Consider the following 12,377-nt stretch of genomic DNA (forward strand, 5'->3'; position numbering starts at 1 on the left):
TGCCTCGTCGTACTGATCATGACGACAGACAACGCAGTAGCCGAAGTTGATGTCCGGCACCGGATCGACACCCTGCTCGACGCGGTCCGCACCGGCGACCTGGACGCGATCAAGACGATCTTCGCCCCGAACCTGGTCTCGTTCGACATCGAACCGCCGCTCCGGCACCTCGGCGCCCGGAAGAAGTGGTCGAACTGGGAGCAGGTGTTCACGGCGTTCCAGCTGCCCCTGGAGTACGAGACCCGCGATCTCACGGTGCTCGTGGACGGTGACCTGGCCGTGGTCTACAGCCTGAACCACCTGAACGCGTCGCTGCTCACCGGCGGCAAGATCGACTACTGGCTCCGCTGGACGTCTGCGTGGCAGCGACTCGACGGCGAGTGGATGATCGTGCACGACCAGGTCTCGGTTCCCACCAACTTCCCGGAGGGTACGTCCGCAATGGACCTCACACCCTGAGTCCCCGCCGGGTCAGGGACCGAGATCCGAGCCACCACGGACTAGCGCCGGGCGCGGCCGAGGATGTGCGGTTGCGCCGGGTTCGAGCGGTCGGGCGGGAAGTTGAAGCGGTCGAGGTCCTCGATCGTGAAGCCTGCCGCGGTGATGGCCGCCGCGGTATCGCGGTGCACGTGGCATCCGCCGGCGAACAGCGGCCAGAGGGTCGCGTCGGCCACCCGCTGTACGGTCGCCAGTCGGCCAGGCCCGGCCGCGACGTGTTCGTAGAACCTGAGCTCGCCGGCGGGTCGCAGTACCCGACGTGCCTCGGCCAAGGCCGCGCTCTGGTCCGGGACCGAGCAGAGGACCAGCGAGAACACCACTGCGTCGGCCGAGGCGTCAGCAACCGGCAGGTGGTCTGCTGCACCGTCGACGACCTGCACCGGGACGGTGGCCGGCACGGAATGGGCCTGGGTTCGGAGGTAGGACTCGGGCTCCACCGCGAGCACACTGGTGACCTCAGGCGGGTAGTAGGCGAAGTTGCCACCGTCCCCAGACCCGACCTCGACCACCTCACCGCGCAGACCAGCCAGCAACCGACGGCGATGCTCGGCCGCGCCGGCCTCGTCCAGGGTCGGCCGGACCCGCGCGTAGAGACGAGCAAAAACCGGGTGACGACTCATGGCGCCTCAGCATGTCAGAGTGGCGGATTGAGCGGTACGCCCTGCCGACTGGCCCGGTGAGCCAGCATTCTTGCTCCATGGGTGTTGAGGGGCGGGGCGAACGGTTGTGGTTTCTCGACTGGTTGCGGGTGCTGGCGGTGTTCGGGGTGTTCGTGTTCCACACGCTGCGGCCGTTCGACGACGGCGACTGGCATGTGAAGAACGCGCAGACCAGCGAGGGCATCTCGATCGGGATCGCGTTTCTGGGTCTCTGGGGGCTCGCGTTCTTCTTCCTGATCTCGGGGTCCGCGTCCTGGCTGGCGCTGCGCCGGCGGAGTGCGGCCGAGTTCCTCAGAGAGCGCTCGCTGCGGTTGCTCGTCCCGTTCCTCGTCGCGTATGTCCTGCTCTCCCCGCTGCAGTACTACATCGAGGAGCACCACAAGGGCAGGTCGACGCAGTCGTTTCTCGGTGACACTCGGACGTTCTTCAGCGATCTCGGCGGCCATGCCCCGCTCTGGCTGCGGGACACGTACCACCTCTGGTTCCTGATCTACCTGATCCAGTTCGCGGTCCTCGGGCTCCCGCTGTTTCTCCTGCTCCGCGGCCGGACGGGGTGGATCGCCGAGCGGTGCCGGCGTCGCGGGTCGACCCTGTTGCTCGCCGTACCGCTCGTTCCGGTCCATCTGCTGCTGCTCGCGGCGCCGGGACCGGAGCACGGGTGGGGCGAGTTCGTGTTCTTCTTCGACTTCTTCGTGGTCGGGTTCGTGGTGATGTCGGACGAGCGGCTGACGGCTGCGGTACGACGCGACGCCGTACCCGGGCTGATCCTCGGGATCACCGCGTTCGTGATCGGCGTGCTGACCGGGATCATCGACTTCCTCGACGGCTGGTGGCCGGATCCCGGCTACTCCTGGGTGTACCTCTGGTACTCGCCGCTGATCACGTTGGCCGTCTGGGGCTGGCTGGTCGGCGTGCTCGGGTTCGGCATGCGCGCATCGGGCTTCCAGCGCCCGCTACCGACGGTCCTGGCCCGCGGCGCGATGCCGTACTTCATCGTGCATCAGCCGATCATCCTGATCGTCGCGTACTTCGTCGTCCGCTGGAACGCGAGCATCGCGACGAAGTACGCCGTACTCCTCCCGACCACCTTCGCCGCGTCAGCCGCCCTCGCCTGGCTGCTGTCCACCCTCCCCGGCATCTCAATGCTGCTCGGGGTGAAACGCCCGGCGGTGTCGAATTCGCAGTCGCCCCGTTCGTCAGCTACCTGAGAGTCCACACCGAAGGAGAGCGTGCGATGGGATCGATCGTCACCGAGATCGAGGTGGAGCGAAAGGCCGACGAGGTGTTCGCCTACGTCACGGACCCGAACCACTTCCCGGAATGGCAGTCCAACGTCACCGGCGGTCACCTGGAAGGTGGTGAGCCGGTGGTCGGCGCGTTGTGCATGACCCGGCGGAAGATCGGCGGCCGGGAGCGGGACGTCACGTCGCGGTTGACCGTGTTCGACCCGCCGCGCGCCTGGGCCGTGCACGGCGACGAGGGTCCGATCCGGTCCCGGGTGCACGTGACCGTCGAGCCGGTGGCCGGGCGCGACGCCAGCAAGGTTCGGATCGGCCTCGACTTCGAGGGCCACGGGATCGGCAAGCTGCTCGTCCCGCTGATGGTCGTCCCGCAGTCGCGCAGGGAGATGCGCGCCAACATGGCTCGGCTGAAGGCGAACCTCGAGGGTTAGACGCTCCGCAGTACCGACACCACGACGCCGAGGATGGTGGCGTGGTCGCCGTCGATGACCTCGTAGGCCGGATTTCGCGGCTCGAGGTACACGTGGCCGTTGCGGCGGCGGTACACCTTGACCGTTGCCTCCTCGTCGATCATCGCGGCGACGATCTGGCCGGAGTGCGCCTCGGACTGCTGCCGGACCACGACGATGTCGCCGTCGCAGATCGCGGCGTCGATCATCGACTCGCCCCGGACCCGCAGGCCGAACACGTTCCCGCGCCCGGTCAGGCCGCGGGGGAGCTGGAGTACGTCGTCCACGTGCTCGATCGCGGAGATCGGCGTACCGGCGGCGATGTCACCGACGACCGGGACCGGCACGTTCTCGTCGCCGGAGTCGCGGACGGCCGTATCCTGCAGGAACATCCGGACGTCGATCGGCCGCGACACCGACGGACTCCGGCGCAGGAACCCCTTGTCCTCCAGCGAGGCCAGATGCTTCGACACCGACGACGAGGACCGCAGCCCGACCGCGTCCCCGATCTGCCGGCTACTCGGCGCATACCCGTACCGCGTCACCCAGTCCCGGATCACCACCAGGATCCGCCGCTGCCGCTCCGAAAGAGCCCCAACGTCCAAATCCCCGAACAACTCAACCTCAGCCACCACGAGATCCTAGAGTGCCCCACCGCCGACCCGCACTCGCCCCCCCGGAGGTGAGGTCTGATGGGTAGCTCGGATTGCGAGGGGGATGGTGCCGGCGGCTAGTAGGGCTAGGGCGGCGCCTAGCCAGCCGACGGTGGGGTAGTCGGCGCCGGCGTCCAGGGCCAGGCCGCCTAGCCAGGGGCCTACGGTGATGCCTACGTTGAAGGCGGAGATGTTGAAGGCGGCGGCCAGGGTGGGTGCCGCGCCGGCGACCGTGAAGACGCGGGAGTTGACCGCGGGGTTGGCGGCGAAGCCGAAGGTGCCGATGGCGATGACCGCGGGAACGGCCAGCCAGGGAGTGTGAGTACCGACGGCAAGCACGACCGCGGCGGCGATCACCCCGGCCAAACTCACCAGCAAGGTCCGGAAGGGGTGGCGGTCCGCGACCCGGCCGCTGATCGTGATGCCGATCAGCGCGCCGACGCCGTACAGCGCCAGGATCAGTGGGATCCAGCCGGCGGACAGTCCGGTGGTCGAGGTGAGCAGGGGAGCGAGGTAGCTGAAGATGACGAGGATCGCGCCAGTGGACAGCGCCGTCGTGCTGTAGGCCAGCCACAGCTGCGGATTCCGCAGGTTGCGCACCTCCTGCCGCAACTCCGGTACGTCGCTCGACCGCCCGCTGGGGATGGTCGCGACAATGCTCCCCATCGCGACCACGGACAGTCCCGCGACCGCCCAGAACGCCGACCGCCACCCGAAGTGCTGCCCGAGCAACGTCCCCGCCGGCAGTCCGACGATCGTTGCCACCGTCAGACCACCGGCCAGCACACTCATCGCCCGAGCCCGCGCCTGCGGGCCGGCCAGCTCGATCGCGGTGACCGACGCGACTGCCCAGAACCCGGCGTACACGAACGCGCCGGCCACGCGGGTCGCGAGCAGCACGCCGTACGACGAAGTGATGGCGCCGGCCACGTGGGTCAGCGCGAAGACGGCGAGGAACGCGAGCATCGCCGCCCGCCGCGACCAGCGGAGCGTGACGACGGCCAGAATCGGCGCGCCGACCAGCATGCCGACCGCGAACGCCGAGATCAGCAGCCCGGCGGCCGGGATCGACACGCCCAGGTCGGACGAGATCTCCGGCAGGATCCCGGCCAGCATCAACTCGGACGTGCCCTGTGCGAAGATCGCCAGGCCGAGCAGGTAGACAGCGAGCGGCATGATTTCCTCTCGAATTGGATCAGTCAGTGCAAAACACAGACCCGCTCAGAAGACGCGTAACGCCGCCTCGACCACGGCCCGCTGGCCGGCCGGATCGGCGCCCCGGCGCGCGGCGACCCGCAGACCACCCAGGACCGTGAAGACGTAGTTCGCGAGTCCGATGGGCTCCTGGTGCGGGTCGAGCTCGCCGGCCGACTGGGCCGAGCGGATCGCCGCGGCCAACGCCGCCACCTTCGCCTCGTGGTCCCGGTCGAGCAGCGCGCCGACCTCCCGATCCTTCGAGCCGAGCTCGACGATCGTGTTGATCACGAAACACCCGACCGGATCGTCCGGCGCCGGCTCGACCGCGGTCCACAGGATCCGCCGGACCCGCTCGCGGATCGGCAGGCTCGAGTCCTCGATCGTCGCCAGCTGTACGGCGGTGAACTGCTCGACGTACCGCCGCAGCGCCCGGTCGAACAGGTCGCGCTTGCTGGTGAACGTGTTGTAGATGCTGCTCCGCCCGAGCCCGGTCGCCGCGCACAGGTCCTGCGTCGAGGTCGCCTCGTAACCGGTCGTCCAGAACAACCGCATCGCGGCGTCGATGGCGCGATCCTCGTCGAACGTCCGTGGCCTGGGCATGGCTGCCACTGTAGCACGTTATGGACTAACCGATCTAAAACCCGGGACCGGTAGCATCTGGCAGACGTCCAACAAAGTGGGGATAACACTGTGAGGCTGTTCAGATCTGGGGGGCTGACGCTTGCCCTCGCACTGGTGGCGGGCGTGACCGCCGCCGGTGCAGCGGCCGCCGGCGAGACGAAGACCGTCTCGTACCGCGGCTACGAAGTCACCGTCCCGGCCAGCTGGCCGGTTGTCGATCTCGCCAAGGACCCGACCGCGTGCGTCCGCCTGGACCGCGCCGCCGTGTACCTCGGTCGCAGTACGTCGCAGGCGAACTGCCCGGCGCACCTCGTCGGCCGCAGCTCCGGCCTGCTCCTGGAGCCGCTGACCAGCGCCCAGCAGTCCACCGACGGCCTGCTCCGACGGGCTGTCACGGACGCCGGCGTCCTGGCCACGGCGTACTACGCACCCGGCGCGCAGACCGCAGCGAGCGACCTGCTCGCGACCGGCCGCGTGGTCACGAAGACCCCGCAGGCCAACGTGGTCCAGCCGAAGGTGGCCGCTCCGTCCGTGGTTGCTACCGGCAACTTCGCGGGCAACGCCTTCGACACCTGCGACGCCCCGACGCAGGCGTCGATGGATGCGTGGCGCCCGACGTACCAAGGCATCGGGATCTACATCAGCGGCGGCCTGCGGGCCTGCGCGCAGCAGAACCTGACCCAGGACTGGGTCGTGGCGAACGCGGCCAAGGGCTGGCAGTTCCTGCTCGTCGACGTCGGCCTGCAGGCGCCGTGCACGACGTACCGTCTGCGGATGTCGTCGGTCGCGTCGACCGCGCTCACCCAGGGCCGCAACGCGGCGATCAACGCGGTCACCGCGGCGCAGGCGCTCGGGTTCACCCAGCGCAGCGCGATCTACAGCGACATCGAGGCCTACACCTCGACGGCGGCGTGCAAGGCGGCCGTGCTGTCCTACCTGAGCGGCTGGACGCAGGAGCTCACCGCGCGTGGGTACGTCGGCGGCGCGTACGTCGGAGCTGCTTCGGGCGGCGCCGACCTGTCCAGCGCGTACACGAGCACGGCGTACACGCACCCGGAGAACCTGTGGTTCGCGCACTGGAAGGCATCGCCGGTCGGTCAGAGCAAGTACATCTCGAGCTTGTACTGGACCAACCACCAGCGGGTGCACCAGTTCGAAGGTGACCTGAGCGAGACCAACGGTGGCGTCAGCATGCAGATCGACAAGAACTACGTGAACCTGACCGCGCCGCCGCCGCCCGTCACCAGCGCCGGCGTGACCGGTGGGGTCGCATCGGCCACGCTCCGATGGGTGAAGCCGGCCAACGTCACGCTGGGCCAGATCATCGTGCGGAGCGCGGTCGGCTCGACCCCGCCGGCACTGCCGACATCCGGTACTGCGGTCTACAACGGCGCGGCGAGCTCGTTCGTCCAGACCGGGCTGTCCAACTCGGCCAGCTACGCCTACCGGGTCTGGGTGAAGGACAGCAAGGGCAAGACCGGGCCGGGTGTCGACGTACGGCTGGTTGGCACCAAGGCAACGATCGGCGCGAGCGTGGCATCGCTCATGTACACCGGGTCGGTGACGCTGTCGTCCACGGTGACGCGGCTGGACACCGGCGCGAAGCTGGCCGGCGTACCCGCGGTGCTGTACTCGAGGGCCAAGAACGCGACCAGGTGGTCGACGGTAGGCACCTTCACCACCAACGCGAGCGGCGTCGCGTCGACGGTGCAGAAGCCGGCCGTGTCGACGTACTACATGTGGGGCTACAACGGCGCGGCCGGCCTGCTGGGCACGCGGAGCACGGCTCCGCTGGTGCAGGTGCATCCGGCGATGTCGGCGTACCTCGTCCCGGCGGCGGTCAAGCTGGGCGGGGCGGCGGCGCTCTACGGGTACCTGAACCCGGCGCACGCCGGTACGACGGCGTACCTGCAGCGGCGGTCCGGCACGAGCTGGGTGGCCGTGACGACCGGGAAGCTGACGACGAACGGGAAGTACGCGTTCAGCATCAAGCCGACCGCTCGTGGCACCTACACCTACCGCGTGGTGTGGCTGGCCGACGCCGACCACCAGGGCACGCAGACCGCGTCCAAGGTGCTGACCGTCAGCTAGCTGATGTTGCTGGGGCCAGGTCGGTCGCCGCACTGCGCGCGATCTCGATCGCGTGCGCCGCCAGCGGCGAGTGCGTGCGGCCGGCCTGCCACAGCAGGAAGATCTCTCGCGGCGGGAGGCCTGGCGTCAGTTCGTGCAGCGCCAGGCTGTCGTCGTCGCGCAGTACGGCGAGCCGCGGCATCAACGCCGCGCCGAGGCCGGCCCGGACCATCGCCAGCAGCGCCTCGTTGCCTTCGGTGCGGAACACCACCTGGGGCCGGATCCCGTGCGCGCGCAGGAAGTCCTCGACAACGCCCTGGTGGCAGATCGCCGGGTGCGCCACCAGCGGCAACCCGTCGAGTGTTGCCAGCGGCAACGAACCAGCCGGGAAGTCGGCCGGCCGCGTGACCAGGAAGTACGGGTCGTCGAGCAGCTTCAGATCGTCGATGCCGTCGCTGCCGTGGCCGTCGAAGAACATCAGGTCCAGCCCGCTCAGGTCGGGATCGTCGGTCTCCTCCTCGAAGAGCCGGATGTCGCAGCCCGGATGCGCCTCCCGGAGCTCCCTGATCACCCGCGGGAGCAGCGTGTTCGACACCGTCTGGAACGTGCCGATGTCGATCCGGCTGTCACCCGCCCGGAACCGCTCGATCCCGTCGGCCATCTCGTCCGCGCGGCGGAGCAGCTCACGCCCGTGCTGCAGGACGACCGCGCCGAGCGGGGTGATCCGGACCGGTTTCGGCCCGCCCGGCCGGTCGAACAGCGCGCCACCGGCGATCTTCTCGAGCACGGCGATCTGCTGGCTGACGCTCGACTGGGTGTACCCGAGCCGGTTCGCGGCCCGCCCGAAGGAGCCTTCGTCGGCGACGGCGGCCAGGGTCGTGAGGTGCCGGAGCTCGTACATGACCCTAGTCTATCGCTGGAGGCGATCGACTGCATCTGAATCAATTGCTTTTCACGATCACCAATCGCTTCTACGGTCGGATACATGACGACGACAGAGAAGCTGCACCCGGTCAACGGCATCGAGATCTGCGCGCGGACGTTCGGCGATCCGGCCGATCCCGCCGTCCTGCTGATCCACGGCGGCGGCGCGTCCATGGTGTGGTGGGACAGCCGTCTGTGCGACGCGCTCGCCGCCCGCGGCCGCTACGTGATCCGGTACGACCAGCGCGACACCGGACGCTCGACAGCGTTCCCGGCCGGCGCTCCCGGCTACGCGATGAGCGATCTCGCCGCGGATGCCGTCGGCCTGCTCGACGCTCTGGGGGTGGACCAGGCCCACGTGGTCGCACAGTCCATGTCGGGCGGTATCGGGCTCCAGCTCGGAATCGATCACTCGGCCCGGGTTGCCTCGTTGACGTTCGTGTCGACGAGCACCGGCGACGAGGGTCTCCCGCCGCCGTCGTCCGATATGCCGCGGCTGGGCTCGCCCGACTTCAACGACGCCGACGCGGTCGAGGAGTACGTCGTACGGTCGATCGAGGCGGAGGCTGCCGGTCATTTCGACGAGGCCGCCGCGCGAGAGCTCGTGCGGACCGACATGGCGCGGGCCCGGAACTACGAGGGCGCGCTGACGAACCACTTCGCGATGGAGTTCGACGGGCCGAAGGGTGGGGACTTCGGCGACCTGAAGGTCCCGGTGCTGGTGTTGCACGGATCCGCGGATCCGCTACTGCCGTTGCCGCACGGCGAGGCGGTTCGGAACGCGGTCCCGGGGTCGCGCCTCGTGGTCTTGGACGGTATGGGCCATGGGCTGTCGGAGCCGTACTGGGCGACCTTCGTCGACGAGTTGGTGACGCTGTGAAGTTCGCGATGTGGTTGCCGCTGTTCGACGAGTTGTCCGACCCGATCGTGCTGGCGCGGCTCGCAGCCGAAGCCGAGGAGGCCGGCTGGGACGGCTTCTTCCTCTGGGATCAGCTGTGGTGGCGCGAACCGGTGCGCGAGGTGGGCGATCCTTGGATCACGATGACCGCGATGGCGACCGCCACCGAACGGCTGCAGCTCGGCCCGATGGTGACGCCGGTCGCTCGGCGGCGGCCGGTGAAGTTGTTGCGGGAGACAACGACATTGGACCGGCTGTCGGGTGGCCGGTTGACGCTCGGGGTCGGCCTGGGCAGCGACCGGTACGCGCAGGAGTACTCGAAGACCGGTGAGGAGACGGACGACCGGGCCCGGGCGGAGCGGCTGGACGAGACGCTGGCGATCCTGACCGCGGGCTGGACGGGCGAGCCGGTGAACCACCACGGCAAGCACCTCACGGTCGACGACGTACGGTTCCTGCCGCGACCGCTCGCCGGGCGGATACCGATCTGGGTCGCGGGCTACCCGGGCAAGACCCGGCCGCTCCAGCGCGCGGCGAAGTACGACGGCTACTTCCCGGTGAACCTCACCTCGCCGGACCAGATCGCCTGGCCGGCCGCCGTACTGCGTGAGCTCCGTGGCGACCTGGACTACTACGACATCGTGGCGGCGCTCGAGCCGTCGGTCGATCCTCGTCCGTACGCCGATGCTGGGGCGACTTGGTGCCTGATGGACCTGGACTCCAATGCCCGGCTGGCCGACGTGCAAGCGGTCCTGACGGCTGGACCGCCACGCTGAAACGTGTGCCGCAGTCGACCTCGGGTACCGGCCCGGACGTACTCATGACTGAGCCCCGAGAGGAGATTGTGATGCCTGACCGCACGAAGGTCGCGTTCCTGGTTGCCGCCGAGGGGATCGAGCGGGTGGAGCTGACCGAGCCCTGGCAGGCGGTGCGAGAGGCGGGGTACGAACCCGTCCTGCTCAGCCCGGAGAAGGGTGAAGTGCAGACGTTCAACCACCTGAGCGCCGCTGAGAAGGAACCGGTGGACCAGGCGGTGGGAGATGCATCGGTCGACGACTTCGCGGCGCTGGTCCTGCCGGGTGGGGTGGCAAATCCGGACGCGCTGCGGACCGACGAGAACGCGGTCGGATTCGTGAAGTCGTTCGTGGAGTCGGGGAAGCCGGTCGCGGCGATCTGCCATGCGCCGTGGACGCTGGTCGAGGCGGATGTGGTGCGGGGCCGGCGGGTGACGTCGTGGCCGAGCCTGCAGACCGATCTGCGGAATGCCGGCGCGGAGTGGGTCGACGAGACTGTCGTGACGGACGGCAACCTGATCACGAGCCGGAAGCCGGACGACCTGCCTGCGTTCAACAAGACCCTGCTGGCGGCGCTGGGTTAGTCGCCGATGGTGGCTAGCAGGCGGCTCAGTTGCTCCTGGGTGTGTTGGGGTGACGGGCTGCTGGCGGCGAGCAGGTCGAAGGCTTGGGTGTAGGCCTCCAGATCGTCGCGCTTGTCGAGGTACAAGGCGCTCGTGAGGTGCTCGAGGTAGACGATGTCGGGCAGGTCGCGCTGCGGGAAGCGGAGGAGTGAGAAAGCTCCGCCGGTCGCAGCGTGGCCCGGCCCGTCCAGCGGGACGATCTGGAGGGTGATGTTGGGGTGGGTGACGGCCTCCTGGAGAGCGGTCAGCTGGTTGCGCAGTACGTCGGTGCCGCCGATCGGGTGGTGGAGGACGGACTCCTCGATGACGGCCCACAACTTGAGGGGTGGCTCGCGGTCGAGGACGCGCTGGCGGCGGGTGCGGAGCGCGACGATCCGCTCGATCGCGTCCTCGGTGCGCCTGGACCCGAAGCGGCTGACGGCTCGGGCGTAGTCGGCGGTCTGCAGCAGGCCGGGGACGAACTGGATTTCGTAGGTGCGGATCAGCTCCGCCGTGGACTCGAGGCCGAGGTACGCGTCGAACCAGTCCGGCGTGACGTCGCCGTACCGGTGCCACCAGCCGGGATCGTTCGCCTCGCGGGCCAGGTCGAGCAGTCGCTCCCGCTCGCGCGCCTCACCGACGCCGTACAGCGTGAGCAGGTCGGCGACGTCCCGCTCCTTGAACCCCACCCGGCCGAGCTCCAGCCGGCTGATCTTCGACTCCGACGCCCGGATCGCCCACCCGGCGTCGGACCGACTCACCCCAGCGCGCTCACGAAGCCTCCGCAGATGATTCCCCAACATCATCCGCAACGCCGTCGGCCCCACCACGCCCTGCCCCGCCATAACCCAAGTCTACATCATTATCGAACATATGTTCCCATGTGTTCGAGCGAATGCCGGTCGAGCTGACCCCACCGCGATGTGATCATCGGCTCGACCACTGGCGAACGGAGAACGAATGAGCGACATCGAGCCGTCGGAGTTCATCGACGACGACCAGCGCCGGGCACTGGAACTCCTCCACGGCGCGCGCCCGCACCCGACAGAGACCTTCACCGCGGAAACCGGTGACGGCAAGCGAGCGCGCGTCGAGCCCACCAAGGCCACCAAGAAGGCAATCAAAAAGTCGGCCGGCCAGACGCGCTAGGCCACTGCTCGGGGTATCTGTCTCCGAGACCTACCTGACGCGGGTGCCCACCAGGAGGGAGTTCTGGCGGTCCGGGAGGACGACTTCGGTGGAGATCAGGCGAGGTTCGCCGAAGTAGAACTCGCGCTTCGCGTCGTTCGTCCGGAAGGGTGAGTCGGCCGGGAGCAGGTCCAGCGGGGTGACGTCGTCGGACACGATGCGGCCGCCGATCCGCAGGAGATCGACCAGCGTTGGGGCTTCGGCCGTGCCGCCGTCGGCGAAGAGCAGGTCGTACGGCGCTCTCGTTGAGAGGACCGTGAGGGCGTCGCCGCGGACCACCTCGACGCGGGGGTCGTCGGCGAAAACGCGGTGGGCGGCGGTTGCGCGGGTTTGGTCGAGTTCTACCGTGACGAGTGTGCAGTCCGCCGGCATTGCCGACGCCATCCAGGCCGCTCCGACGCCGACGCCCGTACCGAGCTCGCCGATCGTCCCACCGACGCAGCCGGCCGCGAGAACGGCCAGGAAACGGCCGACTCCGGGCAGGCTGCACGATGGGCCGGTGCCGTCTCGGGTGAGGGGCATGGCGACGTCAGCGGCGGCTGCGTGGGCTCGGAGGACGAGCTCTGGTAGGTCCACCCGGTGA

15 protein-coding genes are annotated in these 12,377 nt (G+C 69.0%); 8 read left to right on the top strand and 7 right to left on the bottom strand.

Features of this window, described 5'->3' with window-relative positions:
- The first annotated feature begins 18 nt into the window (after positions 1-18).
- Positions 19-459 carry a nuclear transport factor 2 family protein gene (locus AB0E69_RS20250; RefSeq protein WP_360147746.1) on the top strand — a complete coding sequence of 147 codons (441 nt, stop codon included), beginning with the start codon at positions 19-21 and terminating at the stop codon, positions 457-459.
- Positions 460-500: 41 nt separating this feature from the next.
- Here AB0E69_RS20250 and AB0E69_RS20255 read toward each other — a convergent pair whose 3' ends face one another.
- A complete protein-coding gene (locus AB0E69_RS20255) occupies positions 501-1,118 on the bottom strand; it encodes a class I SAM-dependent methyltransferase (RefSeq protein ID WP_360147749.1) in 618 nt (205 codons plus the stop codon).
- A 77-nt stretch (positions 1,119-1,195) separates the two neighbouring features.
- Between AB0E69_RS20255 and AB0E69_RS20260 the strand changes: the two genes are divergently transcribed.
- Entirely contained in the window at positions 1,196-2,365 is a 1,170-nt protein-coding gene (locus AB0E69_RS20260; protein ID WP_360147752.1) for an acyltransferase family protein, read from the top strand.
- Positions 2,366-2,391: 26 nt separating this feature from the next.
- Entirely contained in the window at positions 2,392-2,829 is a 438-nt protein-coding gene (locus AB0E69_RS20265) for an SRPBCC family protein (RefSeq protein ID WP_360147755.1), read from the top strand.
- Here the strand turns inward: AB0E69_RS20265 and lexA are convergent.
- Genes lexA through AB0E69_RS20280 form a run of 3 tightly spaced genes read right to left on the bottom strand, consistent with a single transcriptional unit; the run spans position 2,826 to position 5,297 of the window.
- On the bottom strand, positions 2,826-3,479 hold the full coding sequence (gene lexA, locus AB0E69_RS20270) for a transcriptional repressor LexA (protein ID WP_360147758.1): 654 nt from the start codon (positions 3,477-3,479) through the stop codon (positions 2,826-2,828). The two genes, AB0E69_RS20265 and lexA, sit on opposite strands and share 4 nt — an antisense overlap.
- Positions 3,480-3,488: 9 nt before the next feature.
- Positions 3,489-4,676, bottom strand: a complete 1,188-nt coding sequence (locus AB0E69_RS20275) for a Cmx/CmrA family chloramphenicol efflux MFS transporter (protein ID WP_360147763.1) — start codon at positions 4,674-4,676, stop codon at positions 3,489-3,491.
- A 45-nt stretch (positions 4,677-4,721) separates the two neighbouring features.
- Positions 4,722-5,297, bottom strand: coding sequence for a TetR/AcrR family transcriptional regulator (locus AB0E69_RS20280; RefSeq protein WP_360147766.1), 576 nt, complete (start codon positions 5,295-5,297; stop codon positions 4,722-4,724).
- A gap of 90 nt (positions 5,298-5,387) precedes the next feature.
- Between AB0E69_RS20280 and AB0E69_RS20285 the strand changes: the two genes are divergently transcribed.
- Positions 5,388-7,409 carry a DUF1906 domain-containing protein gene (locus tag AB0E69_RS20285; protein WP_360147769.1) on the top strand — a complete coding sequence of 674 codons (2,022 nt, stop codon included), beginning with the start codon at positions 5,388-5,390 and terminating at the stop codon, positions 7,407-7,409.
- Here AB0E69_RS20285 and AB0E69_RS20290 read toward each other — a convergent pair.
- Positions 7,402-8,289, bottom strand: a complete 888-nt coding sequence (locus AB0E69_RS20290; RefSeq protein WP_360147772.1) for a LysR family transcriptional regulator — start codon at positions 8,287-8,289, stop codon at positions 7,402-7,404. The two genes, AB0E69_RS20285 and AB0E69_RS20290, sit on opposite strands and share 8 nt — an antisense overlap.
- An 84-nt stretch (positions 8,290-8,373) precedes the next feature.
- Between AB0E69_RS20290 and AB0E69_RS20295 the strand changes: the two genes are divergently transcribed.
- The 3 genes from AB0E69_RS20295 (at position 8,374) to AB0E69_RS20305 (ending at position 10,588) form a co-directional block, all read left to right on the top strand.
- Positions 8,374-9,192: an alpha/beta hydrolase gene (locus tag AB0E69_RS20295; protein ID WP_360147775.1), complete on the top strand. Its 819-nt coding sequence runs from the start codon at positions 8,374-8,376 to the stop codon at positions 9,190-9,192.
- Entirely contained in the window at positions 9,189-9,986 is a 798-nt protein-coding gene (locus AB0E69_RS20300; RefSeq protein ID WP_360147778.1) for an LLM class flavin-dependent oxidoreductase, read from the top strand. Before AB0E69_RS20295 ends, AB0E69_RS20300 begins: the two co-directional genes overlap by 4 nt.
- 71 nt (positions 9,987-10,057) lie before the next feature.
- Positions 10,058-10,588 carry a type 1 glutamine amidotransferase domain-containing protein gene (locus AB0E69_RS20305; protein WP_360147781.1) on the top strand — a complete coding sequence of 177 codons (531 nt, stop codon included), beginning with the start codon at positions 10,058-10,060 and terminating at the stop codon, positions 10,586-10,588.
- Here AB0E69_RS20305 and AB0E69_RS20310 read toward each other — a convergent pair.
- The gene (locus tag AB0E69_RS20310) at positions 10,585-11,451 is read right to left on the bottom strand and encodes a helix-turn-helix transcriptional regulator (protein ID WP_360147784.1); all 867 of its coding nucleotides are present in this window, start codon (positions 11,449-11,451) and stop codon (positions 10,585-10,587) included. The two genes, AB0E69_RS20305 and AB0E69_RS20310, sit on opposite strands and share 4 nt — an antisense overlap.
- A gap of 115 nt (positions 11,452-11,566) precedes the next feature.
- Here AB0E69_RS20310 and AB0E69_RS20315 point away from each other — a divergent pair, with 115 nt between their 5' ends.
- Positions 11,567-11,755 (top strand): hypothetical protein, encoded by a 189-nt coding sequence (locus AB0E69_RS20315; protein ID WP_360147787.1) that lies wholly within the window; start codon positions 11,567-11,569, stop codon positions 11,753-11,755.
- 30 nt (positions 11,756-11,785) lie between these two features.
- On the opposite strand, the gene AB0E69_RS20320 is transcribed toward AB0E69_RS20315, so the two are convergent.
- Positions 11,786-12,370: a class I SAM-dependent methyltransferase gene (locus AB0E69_RS20320; protein WP_360147790.1), complete on the bottom strand. Its 585-nt coding sequence runs from the start codon at positions 12,368-12,370 to the stop codon at positions 11,786-11,788.
- Between the last annotated feature and the right edge of the window lie 7 nt (positions 12,371-12,377).

It is taken from the genome of Kribbella sp. NPDC026611 (assembly GCF_040638345.1).
In the GTDB taxonomy this organism is placed as follows: Bacteria; Actinomycetota; Actinomycetes; order Propionibacteriales; family Kribbellaceae; genus Kribbella.